The sequence below is a fragment of the Achromobacter sp. FW305-C-28 genome (genome assembly GCF_058783235.1).
In genome coordinates, this window is sequence record NZ_JBYSYL010000006.1 from 186780 (window position 1) to 200775 (window position 13996).

The 13996-nt window shown below is 67.3% G+C and carries 16 protein-coding genes; 12 read left to right on the forward strand and 4 right to left on the reverse strand.

The window, feature by feature from the left end:
• Positions 1-5: 5 nt before the first annotated feature.
• The 6 genes from AC3WMR_RS16920 (at position 6) to AC3WMR_RS16945 (ending at position 4635) form a co-directional block, all read left to right on the forward strand.
• Complete coding sequence (locus AC3WMR_RS16920; protein WP_025137393.1) at positions 6-887, forward strand: phosphoribosylaminoimidazolesuccinocarboxamide synthase; 882 nt, start codon at positions 6-8, stop codon at positions 885-887.
• Positions 888-1048: 161 nt separating this feature from the next.
• Positions 1049-1207, forward strand: a complete 159-nt coding sequence (locus AC3WMR_RS16925) for a DUF5993 family protein (protein WP_025137394.1) — start codon at positions 1049-1051, stop codon at positions 1205-1207.
• Between the two features lie 9 nt (positions 1208-1216).
• Positions 1217-1789 carry a disulfide bond formation protein B gene (locus tag AC3WMR_RS16930; protein ID WP_492264098.1) on the forward strand — a complete coding sequence of 191 codons (573 nt, stop codon included), beginning with the start codon at positions 1217-1219 and terminating at the stop codon, positions 1787-1789.
• A 74-nt stretch (positions 1790-1863) separates the two neighbouring features.
• Positions 1864-2385: a 5-(carboxyamino)imidazole ribonucleotide mutase gene (purE, locus tag AC3WMR_RS16935; protein WP_492264097.1), complete on the forward strand. Its 522-nt coding sequence runs from the start codon at positions 1864-1866 to the stop codon at positions 2383-2385.
• Positions 2386-2390: 5 nt separating this feature from the next.
• On the forward strand, positions 2391-3581 hold the full coding sequence (locus tag AC3WMR_RS16940; protein ID WP_025137397.1) for a 5-(carboxyamino)imidazole ribonucleotide synthase: 1191 nt from the start codon (positions 2391-2393) through the stop codon (positions 3579-3581).
• Between the two features lie 4 nt (positions 3582-3585).
• On the forward strand, positions 3586-4635 hold the full coding sequence (locus tag AC3WMR_RS16945) for an L-threonylcarbamoyladenylate synthase (RefSeq protein ID WP_492264096.1): 1050 nt from the start codon (positions 3586-3588) through the stop codon (positions 4633-4635).
• A 68-nt stretch (positions 4636-4703) separates the two neighbouring features.
• Here AC3WMR_RS16945 and AC3WMR_RS16950 read toward each other — a convergent pair whose 3' ends face one another.
• The 4 genes from AC3WMR_RS16950 to AC3WMR_RS16965 all read right to left on the reverse strand — a co-directional run bounded on the left by AC3WMR_RS16950 (position 4704) and on the right by AC3WMR_RS16965 (position 7966).
• A complete protein-coding gene (locus tag AC3WMR_RS16950; protein ID WP_492264095.1) occupies positions 4704-5531 on the reverse strand; it encodes an IclR family transcriptional regulator domain-containing protein in 828 nt (275 codons plus the stop codon).
• Complete coding sequence (locus tag AC3WMR_RS16955; protein WP_492264094.1) at positions 5531-6172, reverse strand: 3-oxoacid CoA-transferase subunit B; 642 nt, start codon at positions 6170-6172, stop codon at positions 5531-5533. Before AC3WMR_RS16955 ends, AC3WMR_RS16950 begins: the two co-directional genes overlap by 1 nt.
• A 25-nt stretch (positions 6173-6197) precedes the next feature.
• Positions 6198-6878: a 3-oxoacid CoA-transferase subunit A gene (locus AC3WMR_RS16960; protein ID WP_492264093.1), complete on the reverse strand. Its 681-nt coding sequence runs from the start codon at positions 6876-6878 to the stop codon at positions 6198-6200.
• Positions 6879-6946: 68 nt separating this feature from the next.
• The gene (locus AC3WMR_RS16965) at positions 6947-7966 is read right to left on the reverse strand and encodes a Bug family tripartite tricarboxylate transporter substrate binding protein (protein ID WP_492264092.1); all 1020 of its coding nucleotides are present in this window, start codon (positions 7964-7966) and stop codon (positions 6947-6949) included.
• 354 nt (positions 7967-8320) lie between these two features.
• Between AC3WMR_RS16965 and AC3WMR_RS16970 the strand changes: the two genes are divergently transcribed.
• The 6 genes from AC3WMR_RS16970 to AC3WMR_RS16995 all read left to right on the forward strand — a co-directional run bounded on the left by AC3WMR_RS16970 (position 8321) and on the right by AC3WMR_RS16995 (position 13890).
• Positions 8321-9343 carry an amino acid ABC transporter substrate-binding protein gene (locus tag AC3WMR_RS16970; RefSeq protein WP_492264091.1) on the forward strand — a complete coding sequence of 341 codons (1023 nt, stop codon included), beginning with the start codon at positions 8321-8323 and terminating at the stop codon, positions 9341-9343.
• A gap of 159 nt (positions 9344-9502) precedes the next feature.
• Complete coding sequence (locus tag AC3WMR_RS16975) at positions 9503-10369, forward strand: IclR family transcriptional regulator (RefSeq protein WP_492264090.1); 867 nt, start codon at positions 9503-9505, stop codon at positions 10367-10369.
• Positions 10370-10670: 301 nt separating this feature from the next.
• Positions 10671-11579 carry an arginase family protein gene (locus tag AC3WMR_RS16980; protein ID WP_492264225.1) on the forward strand — a complete coding sequence of 303 codons (909 nt, stop codon included), beginning with the start codon at positions 10671-10673 and terminating at the stop codon, positions 11577-11579.
• A gap of 39 nt (positions 11580-11618) precedes the next feature.
• The gene (locus AC3WMR_RS16985; protein WP_492264089.1) at positions 11619-12410 is read left to right on the forward strand and encodes an ABC transporter substrate-binding protein; all 792 of its coding nucleotides are present in this window, start codon (positions 11619-11621) and stop codon (positions 12408-12410) included.
• A gap of 30 nt (positions 12411-12440) precedes the next feature.
• Positions 12441-13133 carry an amino acid ABC transporter permease gene (locus tag AC3WMR_RS16990; RefSeq protein WP_025137407.1) on the forward strand — a complete coding sequence of 231 codons (693 nt, stop codon included), beginning with the start codon at positions 12441-12443 and terminating at the stop codon, positions 13131-13133.
• Between the two features lie 4 nt (positions 13134-13137).
• Entirely contained in the window at positions 13138-13890 is a 753-nt protein-coding gene (locus AC3WMR_RS16995) for an amino acid ABC transporter ATP-binding protein (protein WP_492264088.1), read from the forward strand.
• Positions 13891-13996: the final 106 nt, after the last annotated feature.

The window sequence follows — 13996 nt, forward strand, 5'->3', positions numbered from 1 at the left end:
TTCCCGTGACTTCTGCTTTGCATCAATCCAGCATCAAGTCCTTGCCGCTGCTGGGCCGCGGTAAGGTCCGCGACATGTACGCCGTGGGCGACGACAAGCTGCTGATCGTCGCTTCGGACCGCATCTCGGCGTTCGACGTCATCCTCGACGATCCCATCCCCGGCAAGGGGCAGGTGCTGACCGAGCTGACCGAGTTCTGGCTGCAGAAGCTGGCCCACATCCTGCCGAACCACTCCACCGGCGTGAAGCCCGAAGACGTGGTGGCGCCCGACGAAGTCGACCAAGTGCGCGGCCGCGCCGTGGTGGTCAAGCGCCTGAAGCCCATCCTGGTCGAAGCGGTGGCCCGCGGCTACCTGATCGGTTCCGGCTGGAAAGACTACCAGGCCACCGGCGCCATTTGCGGCATCAAGCTGCCCGCCGGCCTGCAACAGGCCAGCCAGCTGCCCGAGCCCATCTTCACGCCCGCGGCCAAGGCCGAATTCGGCATGCACGACGAAAACGTCGACTTCGCCCACGTGGTCAAGGAAGTCGGCCAGGAAATGGCCGAACGCATCCGCGACGTCACGCTCAAGCTGTACGCCGAAGCCGCCAAGTTCGCCGCCACCAAGGGCATCATCATCGCCGACACCAAGTTCGAATTCGGCCTGGACGACGATGGCACGCTCTACCTGATGGACGAAGTGCTGACCCCGGATTCCTCGCGCTTCTGGCCCGCCGACGGCTACCGCGTGGGCATCAGCCCGCCGTCGTTCGACAAGCAGTTCGTGCGCGACTGGCTCGAAACCCAGACCTGGGACAAGACCCCGCCGGCCCCGCGCCTGCCCCAGGACGTGCTGGAAAAGACCGCCGCCAAGTACCGCGAAGCGCTGGATCGCCTGATCGCCTGATCGCGCCCACGCGCCTGGTCACCCCGCAACCCGCCCGCTTTCCGGGCGGGTTTCTTTTTGTCCGCGATGGCCGATCGATCAGGGAAATCCCTGTTTTTCGGTAAGAATTATTGCTTATTGTTACGTTATACTCGCCGCGGACATAGAGACGGGAGCTGCGCATGACAATGATGTTGCCTTTCCTGACCGGTTTGGTCGCGGTGTGGTTCGGCATGCTCGGCAAGCGCCGTCCCTGCGTGGCGTTCTGGCTGATCACCCTGCTGGTGTTCGCCGCCTGGTGCCAGTTCCACATGACCAGCCCGCTGGCGCTGTCGCTCTAGGCCGCCGACATGATCTTCACCCGCCATCCCGCGCGCGGCTCGCGCGTGCTCAACGGCCTGGCCCTGCTGGGCGTGACCGTCATCCTGGGCCTGGCATTCGCCTGGCAATTCGCCTACGACGAGCTGCCGTGCCCGCTCTGCCTGCTGCAGCGTGTGGCGCTGATGCTGGCCGGCGTCGGGCTGCTGCTGAATCTGCGGCTGGGGCCGTCGCCCATGCACTACGCCATGACGATCGCGGCCTCGCTGGGCGGCATGGTGGCCTCGGGCCGCCAGGTGCTGCTGCACATCGCGCCGGGCGACCCCGGCTACGGCACGACGCTGCTGGGCCTGCATTTCTATACCTGGGGGTTCATCGCCTTTACTGCGCTGATCGTCTTCTGCGTGGTGATGCTGTCGGCGGACCGCAAATGGGGCGACAACGTGCTCAAGCGGCCGGTCTCGGCATTGGGTGTGGTGGTCATGGCCCTGTTTTTCATCATGGTGCTGGGCAACCTGGGCAGCACCACGCTGCAATGCGGTTTCGGGCCTTGCCCGGACAACCCCACCCGCTATCTCTGGCTGGGTTCCGCCGATCCGTCGTAAGGGTGCCGCCGACGCCGGGTAAAATACCGGGTTTCGCGGTTTCGCCGCGGCCATCCAACTACTCGACATCGGTTATGACAGCCAAGACTTCCGCAGCGGCAGACGCTCCCCCCGTGGTGGGCGTGATTATGGGTTCTTCCAGCGATTGGGAGGTCATGAAGCACGCCGTCACCATGCTGGAAGACTTCGGCGTGGCCTATGAGGCCCGCGTGATCTCCGCGCACCGCATGCCGCAGGACATGGCCGAATACGGCGCCGCGGCGTTCGAGCGTGGCCTGCGCGGCATCATCGCCGGCGCCGGCGGCGCGGCGCACCTGCCGGGCATGATGGCGGCCTTGACCGAAGTGCCGGTGTTCGGCGTGCCGGTGCCGTCCAAGTACCTGCGCGGCGAAGACTCGCTGCTGTCCATCGTACAGATGCCCAAGGGCGTGCCGGTCGCCACCTTCGCCATCGGCGAGGCCGGCGCCGCCAACGCCGCGCTGCACCTGATCGCCACGCTGGCGGGCACCGACGCGGGCCTGCACAAGAAGCTGGTGGCGTTCCGCGCGCGCCAGACGCAGGCCGCGCGTGACATGAAGGTTCCGCCCGAGGCCTGATCCGAATGACGCAATCGACTGCTTTCTCCATCGCACCCGGCGGCTGGCTTGGCCTGCTCGGCGGCGGCCAGCTGGGCCGCATGTTCTGCCACGCGGCGCAAAGCCTGGGCTACAAGGTCGCGGTGCTGGACCCGGCCGCCGAATGCCCCGCGGGCATGGTGGCGGACCTGCACATCCAGGCCGCCTACGACGACGAGGCCGGCCTCGAGCGCCTGGCCAGCACCTGTCAGGCCGTCACCACCGAATTCGAGAACGTGCCGGCCGCCAGCCTGCGCGCGCTGGCCACGCGCTGCCGCGTCAGCCCGGCCGCCGATGCGGTAGCGATCGTGCAGGACCGCATTTCCGAAAAGAGCTTCATTGCCGGCCAGGGCATCACGGTGGCGCCGCACGCGGCCATCCGCAGCGAAGCCGACCTGCACGCCGCGCCTGATGCGCTGTTCCCGGGCATCCTCAAGGTGGCCCGGCTGGGCTACGACGGCAAGGGCCAGGCCCGCATCGACACGCGCGAAGCCGCGCTGGCCGCCTTTGCCGAATTTGGCGGCGTGGCCTGCGTGCTCGAAGCGCTGATGCCGCTGGACTACGAAATCTCGGTCGTGATCGCGCGCGGTTTCGATGGCGCGAGCGTGGTGTTCCCGGTGGCCCGCAACGTGCACCGCGACGGCATCCTGGCCGTGTCCACCGCGGCGCCGGTCAAGCAGGATGCTGCCCACGCCGAACGCCAGGCGCGCGCCACCGAGGCCGCGCAAGCCATCGCGCAGGGCCTGGGCTATCACGGCGTCCTGTGCGTGGAATTCTTCGTGTTGCAGGACGGCAGCCTGATCGTCAACGAGATCGCGCCGCGTCCGCACAACAGCGGCCACTACACCATGGACGCCTGCGTCACCAGCCAGTTCGAGCAGCAGGCGCGCGCCATGGCCGGCCTGCCGCTGGGCAGCACCGACCTGCTGGCGCCGGCCGTGATGTTGAACATCCTGGGCGACATCTGGTATCCATCGGCCACCGGCGATGCGCAGCGCGAACCCGACTGGGCCGCCGCGCTGGCCGTGCCCACCGCCAAGCTGCACCTGTACGGCAAGCGCGAAGCGCGCCGTGGCCGCAAGATGGGCCACGTCACCATCGTCGCTGCCAGCTTGCGCGAAGCGCAGGCCGACGCCGCGCGCGTGGCCGCCGCGCTGGGCATGCAAGCGCCCGAGTAACGTCATGCCTGTCCAGCCGTCCCATACTGCCAGCGCGCAAGACATCGCCGCCGCCGCCCAGCGCCTGCTGGACGGCGAGCTGGCGGCGTTTCCCACCGAGACCGTCTACGGCCTGGGGGCGGACGCCGAGAACCCGCAGGCCGTGGGCAAGATCTACGCCGCCAAGGGTCGCCCGTCGAACCACCCGGTCATCGTGCATATCGCCCCGCATGGCGACCTGTCGTACTGGGTGTCCGAGGTGCCGCCCGAGGCCCGTCTGCTGATCGACGCCTTCTGGCCCGGTCCGCTGACGCTGATCCTCAAGCGCGCGCCGCACATCGCCGACACGGTCAGCGGCGGCCAGGACAGCATTGGCATCCGTTGCCCCTCGCATCCGGTGGCGCAGGCGCTGCTGGCGGCGTTCGCGGCCGGCAAGCCGAACGGGCAGGGCGGCGTGGCCGCGCCGTCGGCCAACAAGTTCGGCCAGGTCTCGCCGACCCGCGCCGACCACGTGAAAAACGAATTCCCCGACGAGGTCGCCGCGGGCATGCCGGTGCTGGAAGGCGGCGCGTCCGAGGTCGGCATCGAATCCACCATCCTGGACCTGTCGCGGCTGGATCGCGGCGCGGGCCCGGTGCTGCTGCGCCCCGGCCACATCAGCGCCGCGCAGATCGAAGCGGTGCTGGGCGTGCAGGTGTTCGCGCCGGACGCCGCGGCGCCACGCGCGTCGGGCACGCTCAAGGCGCATTACGCGCCGCGCACCGCGCTGGAACTGGCTTCCGATACGCGCTTGCAGGCCGTGCTGCAAGGCCGCGGCCTGCCGGCAGGCAAGGTCGTGGTGGTGGCGTATGGGCCCCCCCCTGCGGGCCTGGATGCCCGAATGCAATGGCAGCAGGTGCCGGCGGACCCGGCGCGCTACGCCCAGGCACTGTATGCGCTGCTGCGCGACCTGGACGGCCAGGGCTTTGCCCGCATCGTCGTGCAGGCCCCGCCCGCCAACGACGACTGGCACGCGGTCAACGACCGCATCGGCCGCGCGGCGGCGGCGTTCACGCTGGACACGACGGACCTGTAAGGTCTGTCTTTCCCCACGCGGACCTGTAAGGTCCGTCCCTCACGCCGTGGACCTGTAAGGCCCGTCCCTTACGCCGCCAGGAATTCCCCGATCCGTTCCACCGCCTGCCGCATCGGCGTCAGGAATTCGCCGGTCAGCCGTTCCAGCGGCACCCGCGCCGCCTTCACGCTGACGTTCACCGCGCCGCAGGCCTTGCCGCTGGCCGAGCGCACCGGCACCGAGATCGCGCGCACGTTCAGTTCGAGTTCCTGGTCGACCACCGCGTAGTCCTGTTCGCGGATGCGTTCCAGCTCGGCGCGCAGCCGCGCTTCGGTGACCAGCGTGAATTCCGTGTAGGGTTGCAGGTCGACGGCGGCGAAGTAGCGCGCCAGCGCCGGTTCGGAGAGCTGCGCCAGCAGCACCCGCCCGATGGACGTGCAATAGGCGGGCAAGCGGCTGCCCAGCCCCATCGACGTGGCCAGCAGCCGGTTCACCTCGGAGCGCGCCAGGTACAGCATTTCGTGGCCTTCCATGATGGCCAGCGCGCAGGTCTCGTTGACGGTGGCGCTGAGTTCTTCCAGCACCGGTTGGGCCAGCGACACGAACGGCGTCGACGAGAAGTAGGCGTAGCCCAGGCCCAGGATGCGCGGGGTCAGTACGTATAGACGGCCGTGCTGCTCGGCAATGCCCAGCAGCATCAGCGTGTGCAGACAGCGCTGCACCACCGCGCGCGGCAGGTCGGCGCGGCGCGCCAGCTCGGCGGCGGTCTGCGGATGGCGCCGCGTGCCGAACGCGCGGATCACGTGCAGGCCGCGCGCCAGCGTCAGCATGTAGTCGGGATCGCCCCGCAACTGGTCGGGGTGGTCTTCGGGAGCCAGCGGCGCGGCGTAGCCGGGCGGAGGAAGGTTGGGCAGCATCAGCCTGCGTGCAGTGGCGCGCCGGTGCGCGCCTGCAGTTCCGTCAAGGTCATGCCGTCGATCATATCCCGGACCCACAGGCCGTCCGGCGTGATGTCGATGACGGCCAGATCGGTGTAGATGCGGTCCACCACGCCGGCGCCGGTCAAGGGATAGGTGCAGCGTTCGACGATCTTGGGCGAGCCGTTCTTGCTGTTGTGCTCCATCATGATGAACACGCTGCGCGCGCCCACGGCCAGGTCCATGGCGCCGCCCACGGCCGGCGCCTCGCCCGGCTTGTTCAGCGACCAGTTGGCCAGGTCGCCGTTGGCCGCGACCTGCATGCCGCCCATGACGCAGATGTCCAGGTGGCCGCCGCGCATCATGGCGAACGAGTCGGCGTGGTGAAAGTACGCGCCGCCGTCGAGCAGGGTGACCGGCTGCTTGCCGGCGTTGATCAGGTCCAGGTCGATGGCGTCGTCGGCGGGGGGCGGGCCCATGCCCAGGATGCCGTTTTCGCTGTGCAGCACGATCTCGCGGCCGGCGGGCAGGTGGGCGGCCACCAGCACGGGCATGCCGATGCCCAGGTTGACGTAGCTGCCGTCGGGAATGTCGCGGGCCAGGCGGCGCGCCATGGCCTCGCGGGTCAGGGGGGTAGGCATTGCGGGTTCCTTGAAGTTGCTGGGCCTAGCTGGAAAAAGCGGCGTCGGCCACTTCGGTGACGCGCGTGACGAAGATGCCGGGCGTCACCACGGCTTCGGGCGAGAGTTCGCCCAGCGCGGCCTTGGCGCGCACCTGCACGATGGTGGTCTTGGCGGCCATGCACATGACGGGACCGAAATTGCGTGCGCTTTTTCGGTAGGTGAGGTTGCCCCAGCGGTCGGCCTGGTCGGCCTTGACCAGCGCGAAGTCGCCGTGCAGCGGCGCCTCGAACACGTAGCCGCGGCCGTCGATGATGCGGGTTTCCTTGCCGGCGGCCAGTTCGGTGCCGTAGGCCGTGGGCGTGAAGAAGCCGCCCAGCCCGGCGCCCGCGGCGCGCAGCCGTTCGGCGATGGTGCCTTGCGGCACGCATTCAAGTTCGATCCTGCCCTGGCGGTACAGGTCGTCGAATACCCACGAATGCGAGGCCTTGGGAAACGAGCAGATCACCTTGCGCACGCGGCCCGCCTTGATGAGCGCGGCCAGGCCAGTTTCGCGGTTGCCGGCGTTGTTGCTCACCACGGTAAGGTCGCGCGCGCCCTGGTCGATCAGGGCGTGCAGCAGTTCGGTGGGCATGCCGGCGCCGCCGAAGCCGCTGACCAGCACGGTGGCGCCGTCATGGATGCCGGCCACCGCGGCGTGGGGAGTGTCGATGAACTTGTCGATCATGGTTGCCTTCGGGTCGGGCGGGGCGCGAGTTGCCGGCGCGCCCCGCGGATGCGTCGCCGCGGGGCGGCTCAGTCCAGCGTGATGTGCGCCTGCTTGATGATGTCGGCGTAGCGCGCCGAGTCCTGCTTCATCAGCTGGGCGAACTGGTCGCTGGTGCCGCTGGCGGGCAAGAAGCCGGCGTCCAGGAATTTCTGCCGCACGTCGGGCTCTTGCACGATTTCGCTGATCTCGCGCGCCATGCGGTCGATGATCGGCTTGGGCGTGTTGGCCGGCGCCATCAGGCCCGCCCAGGACCCGGTGACAAAGCCCGGCATGCCGGCTTCTTCCATGGTGGGAATGGCCGGTTCGGTGGGCCAGCGCGCCTTGCCGGTGAAACCCAGCGCCTTCAGGCGGTTCTGCTTCACGTATTGCATCGGCACCAGGATGGGGTCGAACACCATCGACACCCGCCCGCCCAGCAGGTCGGTCAGGATCGGCGCGCTGCCCTTGTAGGCCACGTGCGTCATGGTGAGCTTGTTCTGCAGGGCGAAATCGGCGCCGGTCAGGTGCGCGCTGGACCCGTTGCCGCTGGAGGCGTAGGTGAGCTTGTCCGGATGCTTGCGGGCATAGGCCACCAGTTCGGCCACGCTGTTCACGGGCAGGTCCTGCGAAACGAACAGGAACAGCGGCAGGTCGGCCATCTGCGCCACCGGCGTCAGGTCGTCGGGCTTGTAGGGCAGCTTGTACAGGTGGAAGTTGATGATGAACGCGGGCAGGATGGACAGGAAGGTGTAGCCGTCGGGGTCGGCCTTGGCGGCGATGCCCGCGCCCACGCTGCTGTTGGCGCCCGGCCGGTTCTCGACAATGATGGTCTGCTTCAGGCGCGGGCCGAGCTTTTCCATCACGATGCGCGTGACGATGTCGGTGGACCCGCCCGGTGTGTAGGGCACGATCACCTTGATGGGCTTGCTGGGCCAGTCGTCGGCGGCCTGGGCGCCGGCCGTGGCCAGGGCGCAGGCGGCCAGCGTGGCGCAGAGCAGGGTCTTGAGGGCGTGGCGGCGATGTCCTGCCGCAAGGTTGCGGGGCTGCGTTTTCCTTGCTTGTGCCATGGATTTGTCTCCTCCATGAGTCGGCCTTGAGCCAGCGCGCGCCCGAGGTTTTTTTGAATGGCGCGGCCGGTTTTTTGTGGGAATGTCGATCGCGCCGCCTTTCGGACAAGGCGCGAAAAAAGTATGGCACGCAGGGGGGAGGCCGCTGGGGGATGGGGGTGTGGATAAAGTTCGGTGATCGGACTTCACCTAGGTTTCCAGGACACTTTCACCTGGGGTTTCCACTAGGCCTGAGCGCGTTGTTCACGCCGTGGACATCGCGTAATCTGGCGGCCGGCCCGCAAAGCATGGGCTCGGTTTCAGCCGCAGCGGGCCTACAGGCCGGCGCGGGCATCTAATTCAGGAGAAGCAATAATGAAGCGGTTGATCTCGTTTGCTGCCGGCGCTCTGGCCCTGGCTTGCGTATCCCAGGCAGCGGTGGCCGGCCCCACGCTGGATGCAGTGAAGAAAAAGGGCTATGTGCAATGCGGCCTGACTGACGGCGTGTCCGGTTTCTCGGCCACCAACAGCAAGGGCGAATGGGAAGGCATGGACGTGGACATCTGCCGCGCCGTGGCTGCCGCGGTGTTCGGTGATCCGACCAAATTCAAGGGCACGGCGCTGTCGACCCAGCAACGCTTCACCGCGCTGCAATCGGGCGAAGTCGACGTGCTGCTGCGCACCGTCACGCTGACCCAGACCCGCGACACCTCGCTGGGCCTGTCGGCCGTGGCCGCCAGCTTCTACGACGGCCAGGGCATCCTGGTGAACAAGAAGCTGGGCGTGAAAAGCGCCAAGGAACTGAACGGCGCCACCGTCTGCGTGCAGCCGGGCACCACCACCGAGCTCAACCTGGCCGACTGGTTCCGCGCCAACAACATCGAGTTCAAGCCGGTCGTGATCGACAAGGTCACCGAAGTCGTGCGCGCGTTCGAATCGGGCCGCTGCGACGCCTTCACCGACGACGCCTCGCAACTGGCCGCCGTGCGCGCCACCCAGGTCGCCAAGCCGGACGACTACGAGATCCTGCCGGAACGCTTCTCGAAGGAACCGCTGGGCCCCATGGTGCGCCAGGGCGATGAGAACTGGCTGGGCATCGTGCGGTGGACCCTGTTCGCGCTGCTGGAAGCCGAGGAATACGGCATCACGCAGAAGAACGTGGACGACATGCTCAAGAGCAACAACCCCAACGTCGCGCGCATCCTGGGCGTGACGCCGGGCGCCGGCAAGAACATGGGCCTGGACGAGAAGTGGGCCTACAACGCCATCAAGGCCGTGGGCAACTACAGCGAAGTGTTCGAGCGCAACGTCGGCAAGGACAGCAAGCTGGGCCTGCAACGCGGCACCAACGCGCTGTGGAGCAAGGGCGGCGCCATGTACCCGTGGCCGATCCGCTAAACGCGGCGGCATGAGCAATCGGCCCGTTCGCGGGCCGTTTTTTTTGGGCGAGGCGCGTTGCCTGCGTTGCAGCCAGGATGCTGATGGGCATCGCCATGCGATATGGTTGAACCATTATGCGGTACGCTATGCGCTTTTCCACCCGACGCTGCGCGCGCCATGACGCAACCCCAACCCGCCGAGGATTCCCCCTTGTTCATCGCCGCGCTGGCACGCGGCGTTTCCGTGCTCAGGGCCTTCGGCGAAGGCCGGCCGGCGATGACCTTGCCCGAACTGGCCGAGGCCACGGGCTTGAGCAAAAGTTCGGTGCAGCGCTTCGCGCATACGTTATGGACGCTGGGTTACCTGCGCAAGGATCCGGCCAGCAAGAAGTTCTCGCTGGGGCCGTGGTCGCTGGAACTGGGCATGAAGTATGTGCAGACCAGCCCGTTGGTGCTGGGCGGCAACCCGTTCCTGCACTCGTTGAACCGCAACTGCCAGGAAACCTGCAGCCTGGCCGAGCCTGACGGGCTGGACATGGTCTACGTGGCACGCTTTGCCACCCACAAGGAAATGTTCGTCAACATGCCAGTCGGCATGCGCCTGCCGCTGTACACCACGGCCTCGGGCCGCGCGGTGCTGGCGCGCCTGGACCCGGACGTGGCGCGCGGACTGCTCGAGCGCTGCGACCGCAAGCCCTTCACGGCCTCCACCATCACCGACCTGGACGCATTGATGGCCGAGCTGGAATTCGCGCGCCGGCATGGCTATGCGCGTTCCAACAGCGAGTTCTATCCGGGCGACATGACCATCAGCGCGGCCGTGCTGGACGCGGGCGGCACACCGCTGGGCGCGGTCAATGTGTCGGTGCCTTCCAGCCGCTGGTCGTTCGAGCAGGCGCAGGCCGTGTTCGGTCCCCAGGTGGTCGAAACGGCCCATGCCATCAGCGCATCGCGCACGCTGGGACGCTCGCATCCGTTCTATGAATGGGAGCCGCCCGGCGGTTCGCTGCGTGGCGCGTTGCCGTCTTCGGGCGACGTGGCCTGACCGCGCGGGCCTGCCCCAGGGCAGGCCGCAATCTGGTGCGCGCTCGGCGCACCATGCGGGAGCCGGTCACGGCTTATTCCCGATTAATTCAATCAAGTAATAGACGGGCCGCTCAGGGAAATTCCCTAATTGGCGGGTAGTCTTTTTGCGCGTTACTCTAATTTTGACGTGATCGTATCGCATAGCGATTCGATTGAATCTAAATTTTCAGCCGGCTCGCCTCTGGCGCGGCTGGCTGATGCCAGGGAGCCGCGCTGTGCCGCCGTCCACCGAAGTCTGTTTTCATCCCGTCTCGGGGTTCATGGGCCTGCCGTCGGCGCGTGCCGCCGGCACCGGCGCCGCGCGCGCCTGCGTCGTGGGCATCCCCTTTGATTGCGGCACGCATCCGTTCCGTGTCGGATCGCGCCAAGGCCCGGACGCCATCCGCGAGCAGTCGCGGCTGCTGCGGCCGGTGGACATCTTCCGCCGCCATGGCATCGACAACCCGCCGGAATTCCTGCGCGCCATCGATGTGGGCAACGTGGCCTGCCATCCGGGCGACCCGGATGCGTCGTATCCGCTGATCGAAGCGGGCATCGGCGCCATCCTGGATGCCGGCGCGATTCCCATCTCGATGGGCGGCGACGGCGCGGTGACGCTGCCGCAACTGCGCGCCGTGGCGCGGCGCCACCCGGACTTCGTGGTGCTGCATTTCGATTCGCACACCGATACCTATCCGATTCCTGGCTACAACACGGCTACCACCTTCACCCGCGCCGCCGAAGAGGGCCTGCTGGACGTGCAGCGCAGTTTCCATGTGGGCACGCGCGGCAGTTCCTTCATGCCGGGCGTGCTGGAATTCGGCCGCGAGGTCGGCTACACGATCGTGCCCTACGACGAGTTCGACGCCGACCAGAAGGGCGCGCTGGACGACATCAAGCAGCGCATCGGCCAGCGGCCGGTGTACCTGTGCTTCGACATGGACATCTTCGATCCGTCGTGCGCGCCGGGCGTGTGCACGCCGGAGTGGGGCGGCCTTTCGCCCAAGGAAGGGCTGGCCCTGCTGCGCCAGCTGGCCGGCCTGAACTTCGTGGCCTTCGACGTGAACACCGTGTCGCCGCCGCAGGACGTGCAGGGCGCCACGGCTTTCCTGGCCGCTACCGTCATGCAGGAATTCTGCGCGCTGGCGGCGGTGGCGGTACGGCAGTACCCGGAAGGGCGTCCGGCCTGACACGGCGCCCGCGGCATTCATTCATACAAGGGGAATTCCATGAAACTCAAATCCATCCTGCTCGGCCTGGTCTCGGCCGCGCTGCTGTCCCAGGCCGGCGCCGTTGCCGCGCGCACGCTGGACGAAGTGCGCGCCGACAAGACGCTCAACGTGGTCACCACCGCGTCCGCGCCGCCGCATGGCTTCAAGAACCCGCAGTCGAACCGCCTGGAAGGCATCATGGTGGACGTGGCGGCCGCCGTGGCCAAGCACCTGGGCGTGGCCGACAAGCTGGCCGACGTGCCGTTCTCGGGCCTGATCCCGACGCTGACCTCGGGCCGCGCCGACGTCATGTCGGCGCCGCTGTTCATCACCGAGGAACGCGCCCGCGCCATCGACTTCTCGGCGCCGGTGTACGAGTGGGGCGAGGGCATCGTGGTCAGCGACAAGGCCACCCGGCGCTACGGCAAGTTCGAAGACATGCAGGGCCAGAAGGTCGGCGTGCTGGTGGACTCGGTGCAGTTCAACATGATCAAGGACATGCCCGGCACCAAGGTGTCGACCTACCAGGACTATTCGACGCTGCTGGCCGACGTGCGCGCCGGTCGCATCGACCTGGGCATCGTCGACCCGCCCAGCATCATCTACCAGATCAAGACCAAGAACATTCCGGGCGTGAAGCTGGACACCGGCTACCAGCCGCAGCGCAAGTGGCAGGTCGGCATGGCCGTGCAGAAGGGCAACGCCGCGCTGCTCGAGGCCGTGAACGCCGCGCTGGCCGAGATGAAGCGCAACGGCGAGCTGGGCGCCATCGGGCAGAAGTGGGGCGTATCGGACCTGCTCAGCAAATAAGGCCCCCGCGGCACGGATAAGGAGCACGACTTGGATCTCGCTACCCTGCGCATGTACCTGACCCCCCTGGCCGAGGGCACGGTCTGGACCCTGGCGCTGTTTTTCTGTTCGGCATTCCTGGCGGTGGCGCTGGGCCTGGTCGTCTGCCTGTGCCGCCTGTCGCGGCATCGGGCGCTGAGCCGCGCCGCGCGCCTGTATATCGACATCATCCGCGGCACGCCGCTGCTGTTGCAGCTGTTCTACATCTACTATGGCCTGCCGGAAATGGGCGTGGTGATCAACGGCTTCGTGGCCGGCGTGCTGGGGCTGACGCTGAACTTCGGCGCCTACCTGGCCGAGCTGTTCCGCAGCGGCATCCAGTCGGTGGATACTGGCCAGTACGAGGCCGCGCGCGCGCTGGGCCTGCGCCGTGGCCAGCGGCTGCAACGCATCGTGCTGCCGCAGGCGCTGCGCACGATCTTCCCGGCGCTGGGCAACTACGCGCTGGTGCTCATCAAAGAGACCTCGCTGGTGGCGGTGATCAGCGTGTATGAACTGATGCGCGCCGGTGAAATGCTGGCTGGCGCGACGTTCCAGGCGCTGACCGTCTACACCATGGTCGGCGTCATCTACTTCGCGCTGTGCAGCATCCTGGCCTATCTGTTCCGCCGCTCTGAAAAGCGCCTGACCGTGCCGGGCTACTGGAGCGGCGCCGGCGACAACCACGACATCTCGAAGGCCTGACGCCATGGACGGAATGAATCGCATCGCGCCTATCATCACGATGCAGGGCGTCTCGAAATGGTATGGCGACTTCCAGGTGCTGGACGGGCTGGACCTGCAAGTGAGCCCCGGCGAAAAGCTGATCCTGTGCGGCCCGTCGGGCTCGGGCAAGTCCACCACCATCCGGCTGCTCAACCGTCTGGAAGAGCACCAGAAGGGCCGCATCGTGGTCGACGGCATCGAGCTGAACGACGACGTCAAGAACATCGAGCGCATCCGCGCCGAAGTGGGCATGGTGTTCCAGCACTTCAACCTGTTCCCGCACCTGACCGTGCTGGAAAACTGCACGCTGGCGCCGATGCTGGTCAAGGGCGTGGCGCAGGCAGACGCCGAGCAGCGCGCCATGCAGTACCTGGAACGCGTCAAGATCCCGCAGCATGCGGCCAAGTATCCGGGCCAGTTGTCAGGCGGCCAGAAGCAGCGCGTGGCGATTGCGCGTGCGCTGTGCATGCAGCCCAAGATCATGCTGTTCGACGAGCCGACTTCGGCGCTGGACCCCGAGATGGTCAAGGAAGTGCTGGACACCATGGTGTCGCTGGCGCGCGACGGCATGACGATGGTGTGCGTGACCCATGAAATGGGTTTCGCGCGCGAGGTCGGCGACCGCGTGGTGTTCATGGACCAGGGCGCGATCGTCGAGGTCGACACGCCGGCGCAGTTTTTCTCGGCGCCGCGTTCCGAACGCGCGCAGGCCTTCCTGGGGCAGATCCTGGCGTAGGGGTGCGGTGCATTTGGTACGGCAGCCGGATAAATTCCGGCTGTTGGAACCCGCAAAATGGTTCCATGCCTGGCGCCGAAAATGGCTCTACCGGGTTTGCGCTACG